A 6,882-nucleotide genomic window follows, 5' to 3' on the forward strand; every position below is an offset into this window, starting at 1 on the left:
CGCCGTCAGGGACGGCGCGTCCGCGGGCGTCCGCGCGCTGGTGCCCTGCGCCGACGGCGCCCCGACCGCGTCGTAGACCGCGACGTCGTCGGTCTCCAGCATGCCGTTCGAGAACAGGTTGAGCCCGAAGCTGATCCCGGTCGACCCCGCCGGCAGCTCCGGCGTCGTCCACTCCGCGGCGGTCCAGCTCGAGGCGGCCGCGAACCAGGGGCTGGACGTCCAGTACCGCCACGTGCCCACCTCGTCGCGCAGGTAGACCGCGAACTGCGTGACGGCGCTCGAGCGGTACCAGGACCGCAGCGAGTAGGCGTGGCCCGCCGCGACCGTCGGCGTGCAGTCGCCGAGGTCGAAGCGCGGCAGCCACTTGGCGTCGCCGTCGGCGTACCCGCTGACCGTCACCCGTCCGCCGCGCTGGCCGGTGCGGCCGGCGGACGTGTCGAGCGTGGCGGTGTTGGTGCCGTAGCCGCCGCGCATCCAGCACGTCGGGTCGCCGGACGCGTCCAGCTGCTCCAGGCCGGGGTTGACGACGCCGTTGACGCCCGGCTCGAGCGGCGGGTTCGTCGTCGGCTGCACGGCCGGCTTCACCGCCCCGCCGACGACGTCGCCGACGGTCCGGACGACGGTGTTCCGGGTGGCGGCGCGCGGTTTCAGCCAGGTGGCGAACTGACGCAGCACCGTCGGCGTCACGTTGATCTCGCAGCCGGACGCGCACACGTGGTGGAACGTCAGCTGCGTCCAGCCGCCGGTCTCCTCGGCGTTGGTGACGACGCGCTGCAGGTCGGCCAGCCCCCAGTCGGACTCCACCTGGGAGGGAGCGCGGGTCTCGAACGCGTCCGCCGGCCCGATGGTCTCGGCCCGCGGGCAGCCCGCGCACTCGTCGCCGGGACGTCCGGTGCGCAGGTCGCCCAGGCCGCGCGCGCTGTTGTACCCGCAGTCGGCGACGACCTGCTTGGTCGCCGCGTCGAGGCTGGCGAACGGGTAGGCGAAGCTGCGCACCTGCAGGCCCTGCGCGAGGAGCCACGCGCGGTCGCCGCAGACCTGCCGCGACTTCTCCGCCGCGCTCACGGTCGTGAGGTCGGGGTGGTTGATGGTGTGGCCGCCGACCTCGTGCCCGGCCGTCTGCAAGCCCTTGACCTGGGCCAGCGTCAGGTAGCCGGGGGCGCCGACGAAGCCCGACGGCACGTAGAACGTGCCGCGCAGCCCCTGCTCCTGCAGGATCGCCGCCGCCTGGGCCTGGTCGGCGTTGCCGTCGTCGAAGGTCAGGCTCACGACCGTCAGCGGACGGGTCGCGCCGGGGGCCGGGGAGCTGGCCGCCCAAGCCAGTACCCCCGCCACGACGGCGAGCGTGGTGAGCACGGCCAGCAGACACCGGCCCCGAGGCCGCCGGGACGGGCGTCGCGGCGTGGTCGGCGGTGCGGCCGGGCGCGCTCACTCGACCGTCACCGACTTGGCCAGGTTGCGCGGGCTTGTCGATGTCGCGCCCGCGCAGGACGGCCACGTGGCGGGCCAGCACCTGCATGGCCATCACCGACTCGAACGGCCCGCACCAGTCGATGCCGGGGATGACGCCGGCGCCGCCGAGGGCGGGGACGGCCGACCCCGGGCCGCCGATGTCGATGACCTCGCCGCCGCGGGCGCGGACCTCGGCCAGGCTCGCCCGCATCCGGTCCGAGCCGTCGTCGACCGCGACCACCGGGGTCCCGGCCTCGACCAGGGCCAGCGGTCCGTGCTTGAGCTCGCCGGACGCGTGGCTCTCGGCCCACAGGTAGCTGAGCTCCTTGAGCTTGAGCGCACCCTCGTCGGCGTAGCTGCGGGCGATGCCGCGGCCCAGGAACAGGAACCCGGACGCGTCGACGTGCGGGCCGCGATCGTGGGCACCGCCTGGTGGGCGACGCCGATCGCCTGGGCGACCAGGTCCGGGACGCGGCGCAGGTCGCTCACCAGCGCGCGTCCGGTCGAGCGGGCCAGGCGGCTCGTCCCGACGCACGCGGCCACGGCCAGGCAGGTCGCGGTGAGCACCTGGGCGGTGTACGTCTTGGTCGCGGCCACGCCCACCTCGGGGCCGGCGTGGCACGACATCACCAGGTCCGCCCGGCGCCCGAGCGCCGACCAGGCCGAGTTCGTCACGGCCACGACCGGGACCCCGAGCTGCTCCACCCGGTCCAGGGCGCGCAGCACGTCCGCGGTCTCGCCGGACTGGCTGAAGGCGAGCACGAGCGTGTCGGGCTCCACCACCCAGTCGTCCGCTTCGCTGGCCACGACGGCCTGCGTCGGCACCCCGGCGATGCGGCCGAGGACGCCGGCCACGGCGCGACCGGCGTTGAGTGACGTCCCGCAGCCCAGGACCGCCACCCGGCCGAAGTCGGGCAGGCCGGACGCGTCCCACAGCGACCCGTCCGCCGCCGTGTCGGCCCACGACTCCAGGACGCGGGTCGCCACGAGCGGCTGCTCGTCGATCTCCTTGCTCATGAAGTCCGCGTACAGCTCGCGGCTGAGCTCGGCGACCGAGATGGTGCAGTCGCGCAGCGCGGGCGGCTCGACGGGGCGCCCGTCCCGGCGCCAGGCGGCCGGCTCGACGACGGTCACCACGTGGTCGTCCTCGAGCACCTGGAAGTCGTCGATCCAGGGGGCCAGGGCGGCGACGTCGCTGGCGACGTAGGTGCCGCCGGGGCCTTGGGCCAGCACCAGCGGCGAGCCGTGGCTGGTGGCGACGAGCTCGCCCGTGCCCGCGTCCAGGACGGCGATCGCCCAGGTGCCCACCAGCTGCTCGACCGCGGACTCGACGGCGGCGACCAGGCCGGTGCCGAGCGCCTCCTCCACGAGGTGGACGACCACCTCGCTGTCGACGTCGGACGCGATCGCGTGGCCGCGCTCGCGCAGCCCGGCCCGCAGCACGTCGGCGTTGGTGATGATGCCGTTGTGCACGACGGCCAGCCGGCCCGAGCAGTCCACGTGGGGGTGGGCGTTGTGCTCGGTGACCGCGCCGTGCGTGGCCCAGCGCGTGTGACCGATCCCGACGGCCCCCGCCAAGGGTCCGGCCGCCAGGCGGTCGACGAGCGTCTCGACCCGTCCGGTGGTGCGGCGCACCTCCAGGACGCCGTCCGGGTCGGCCACGGCCACCCCGACCGAGTCGTAGCCGCGGTACTCCAGCCGCGCCAGCGCCTCGGTGAGGGTGCCGCTGACGGGTCCGCTCGTGCGGCCCGCGACGATGCCGCACACGTCAGACCGCCTCGGCCGGCAGCACGAGGGACAGCTCGTCCTCGGACCGCTCCCGCAGGTCGCGCGCGACCCGGGCGATGACCTCGTCCAGCGGCGTGCGCGGGACGAAGCCGACCAGCTGCTGGGCCTTGGTGTTGTCCGGGACGCGGCGGCGCATGTCCTCGTACCCGGGGGCGTAGGCCTCGGAGTACGGCACCATCCGCACGGTGCTGCTGCTGCCGGTGACGCGCAGGATCCGCCGGGCGAGGTCGAGGATGCTGACTTCCTCGGCGCCGCCGAGGTTGAACGCCTGGCCGACGGCCCGCTCGTCCTCGGCGATGTCCACCATGGCCGGGACGACGTCGCCGACGTAGGAGAAGCAGCGCGTCTGCTGGCCGTCGCCGTGGACGGTGAGCGGGGCGCCGCGCAGGGCCTGCTCGACCAGCCGGGGCACGACCATGCCGTAGTGGCCGACCTGGCGCGGACCGACCGTGTTGAACAGCCGCACGATCGTCACCTGCAGGCTCTGCTGCTTCCAGTAGGCGTGGGCGAAGGCCTCGTCGACGCCCTTGGCCGCGGCGTACGTCCAGCGCGAGAGCAGCGGGGAGCCGAGCACGCGGTCGGAGTCCTCGTGCAGCCGGTCGGACGTGTTCTTGCCGTAGATCTCGCTCGTGGAGACCAGCAGCACCGGGACGCGGGCGTCGAGCGCGCACTCCAGGACGTTCTCGGTGCCGTGGATGTTCGTCCGCAGGCCGCGCAGCGGCTGGGTGACGACGAGGTCGACGCCGACGAGGGCGGCCAGGTGGAAGACCCGGTCGACGCCGCGGGTGAGCCGCTCGACGAGGGTGCGGTCCAGGATCGAACCGTGCACGAACCCCAGCCGGCCGTGGTTGGCCACGGCGTCGAGGTTGGACAGCCGCCCGGTCGACAGGTCGTCCAGGACGACGACCTCGTCGCCGCGGGCCAGCAGCAGCTCCACGAGGTGGCTGCCGACGAAGCCGGCCCCGCCGGTCACCAGGGTGCGCGTGGGCGCCGCGGCGTTCACAGGGTCACCCGCTCGGCCGGCACCGCGATGCGGAAGGTGGCGTCGAGCACGAGCTGGTGCGGCGTCATCCACGACACGTCCATCCCGGGGTGCGCGGTGTGCACCAGGACGAGCGTCGGCTGGAAGCCGCGCGGGTCGCTCACCCCCTGCAGCTGGGTGCCGTCGGGCAGCCGCGCGCTGTCGATGTAGGGGTCGACGAACCCGACCTCGGCACCCTCGCGGCGCAGCATCTCCATGATCTCCAGGGCCGGCGACTCGCGCAGGTCCGCGACGCCGGGCTTGTACGCCACGCCCATCACCAGGACGCGGGCGCCGCCCAGGCCGAGCCCGCGGTCGGACAGCACCTTGCGGACCCGCTCCACGACGCGGCCGGGGCGCGCGGCGATCTGGTGCATCGCGGCGTCCATGACCGGCACCTCGACGCCGCTGCGGCGCAGCTGCCACAGCAGGTAGTGCGGGTCGCAGGGGATGCAGTGGCCGCCGACGCCGGCCCGGGCCAGAACGGCATGAAGCCGTACGGCTTGGTGGCGGCGGCGCCGATCACGTCCACGACGTCGAGCCCCAGGTCGGTGCAGACGTCGGCGAACTCGTTGGCGAGGGCGATGTTGACGGCGCGAAACGTGTTCTCCAAGAGCTTGGACATCTCCGCGGTCTCCAGGCACGGCACCGGGTGCACCGAGTCTGCGTACCCGGCGAGCAGGTCGACGGCCCGCTCCAGGCACTCGGGCGTGGCGCCACCGACGACCCGGGGCACCTGCTCCTGGGCGACGACGGTGCTGCCGGGGTCGATGCGCTCGGCGCTGAAGGCCAGGTGGACGTCCTCGCCGACGACGAGCCCGCGCTCGGCCAGCGGCTGGCCGAGCAGCTCGGCGGTGCAGCCCACGTAGGTGGTGGAGGTCAGCACGACCAGCTGGCCGGGCACCGCGTGGGCGGCGACGGTCGCGCAGGCCGACCCGAGGATGCCCAGGTCGGGGACGAGGTGGGCGTCGACCGGCGTCGGGACGCAGATGATGACGGCGCGGGCGGTGCTCAGCCGGTCGACGTCGGAGGTGAGCTCGAAGCGGGTGGACTCCAGCGCGTCGGTCAGCCGGTCGCGGTCGCTGGCGATCGCGTCGACGGCGCCGTTGGCGATGTCGTCGAGCCGGCGCTCGGAGACGTCCAGCGCCAGGACGGAGCGGCCCGCGTGGTGGTAGGCCAGCGCGGTGGGGAGGCCGACGTAGCCCAGCCCCACGATCGCGACGTCGTGGGTGAAGACGGCCGGAGCGGCGAGCGTCACCGGGTCCGGCACGGGGATCGGCGTGGGAGCGGGCTCGGTGGGAACCGTCCGGGTCGACGGGAGCGGGGCGGTCGCGGTCATGTCGTACTCCTTCTGCTGGTGGGAGGGGGAGCGGTGCCCCGAGGGGGTGAGGCGCCGGACCCAGGCATCACGCTCTCCCGGCACCCGGGGGCCGTCCACGCGTTGCGGAGAACGCTGCGGGACTAGTCCGAAGGACCCGTTGCGGGGCGGTTGCGGGGTGCCGATGCGACCCGCAAGAACCCGCAGGATTCCGGCGGACAAAACGTCTTGCTCCTGAACACCGTCCGTGGCAGCGTCGGCAGCTGACCGCCTCTCGGAAGGACGCGCCATGGCCTGGCTGCTCGTCACCGCCGTCCTCATGCTCGGTCTGTCGACCCTGTGCTGGGCGCTCGTCGGGATCGCCCGGCTCGCCGCCCGCTCGCACCACCCCGGACGGCACGAGGGCGCTCGGGGCTCCGGCCTCACCGCCCGCGACGTCGCCGTGCTCGTGGCCGCGCACGACGAGGAGGCCGTCATCGCCGGGACGATCGAGGCCGCCGCCGGCCTCGTCGGCGCCGACCAGGTCTTCGTCGTCTCCGACGCCTCGTCCGACGGCACCGTCGAGGTCGTCCGCGCGCATGGCGCGCACGTGATGGACCTGTGGCCCAACCGTGGCAAGGCCGGCGCGCTGGTGGCCGGCATCGAGCACTTCGAGCTGGCCGAGCGGTTCGAGGTGGTCATGCTGCTGGACGCCGACAGCCGGCCCGCCCCCGACTACCTCGATACCGGGCTGCCGCTGTTCGAGCCGGGTGTCGTCGCCGTGGCCGGACGCGCCACCACGCTGCTCGACACGCCGGCGTCCACCCGGGTCGGCCGTGTCCTGGTGGCCCACCGCGAGCGGACGTACCTGGCAGTGCAGACGCTGCACAAGTTCGGCCAGGCGGCGTCGCGCGCGAACGTCGTGACGATCGTGCCGGGGTTCGCCAGCATGTACCGCACCTCGATCCTCGACCAGGTCGACATCGCGGCGCCCGGCCTGGCGATCGAGGACTACAACATGACGTTCGAGATCCACACCAAGGGACTCGGGCGCATCGCCTTCGACCCGCGGGCCGCCAAGGCCTACACCCAGGACCCGGACACGCTCGGCGACTACGTGCGCCAGATGACCCGGTGGGGCCTGGGGTTCTGGCAGACCGTGCTGCGGCACGTCCCGCTGCTGCGGCCGGGCATCTTCTTGGCCAGCCTGGGCCTGTTCTGCCTCGAGGTCGTGCTGAGCAGCCTGCTGCTGACCGTGGTGCTGCCGGCGGCGGCCCCTCGGTGCCGTGGCGGCGCTGCTCGCCGGCGGGGCCGGCCGACGTCG

4 protein-coding genes and 3 pseudogenes are annotated in these 6,882 nt (G+C 74.1%); 1 reads left to right on the forward strand and 6 read right to left on the reverse strand.

Features of this window, described 5'->3' with window-relative positions:
- The 6 genes and pseudogenes from AC2W7G_RS06605 to AC2W7G_RS06630 all read right to left on the reverse strand — a co-directional run.
- Window positions 1–1,356: polysaccharide deacetylase family protein (locus AC2W7G_RS06605; protein ID WP_485867734.1), on the reverse strand; the 1,356-nt coding region annotated here is incomplete at its 3' end.
- Window positions 1,357–1,669: 313 nt separating this feature from the next.
- Window positions 1,670–1,837 (reverse strand): annotated as a pseudogene (locus AC2W7G_RS06610) (SIS domain-containing protein); the annotation flags it as partial.
- Between the two features lie 29 nt (window positions 1,838–1,866).
- Window positions 1,867–3,219: pseudogene (locus tag AC2W7G_RS06615) on the reverse strand (isomerizing glutamine--fructose-6-phosphate transaminase); the annotation flags it as partial.
- A gap of 1 nt (window position 3,220) precedes the next feature.
- Entirely contained in the window at window positions 3,221–4,213 is a 993-nt protein-coding gene (locus AC2W7G_RS06620) for an NAD-dependent epimerase/dehydratase family protein (RefSeq protein ID WP_485867735.1), read from the reverse strand.
- Between the two features lie 26 nt (window positions 4,214–4,239).
- Complete coding sequence (locus AC2W7G_RS06625) at window positions 4,240–4,587, reverse strand: UDP binding domain-containing protein (protein WP_485867737.1); 348 nt, start codon at window positions 4,585–4,587, stop codon at window positions 4,240–4,242.
- A gap of 108 nt (window positions 4,588–4,695) precedes the next feature.
- Window positions 4,696–5,900: pseudogene (locus AC2W7G_RS06630) on the reverse strand (nucleotide sugar dehydrogenase); the annotation flags it as partial.
- Between AC2W7G_RS06630 and AC2W7G_RS06635 the strand changes: the two are divergent.
- A partial coding sequence (locus AC2W7G_RS06635) for a glycosyltransferase family 2 protein (RefSeq protein WP_485867736.1) occupies window positions 5,869–6,882 on the forward strand: 1,014 nt, incomplete at its 3' end. The pseudogene AC2W7G_RS06630 and the gene AC2W7G_RS06635 overlap by 32 nt on opposite strands.

The organism is Aeromicrobium sp. PFPM2_SD2 (genome assembly GCF_057364525.1).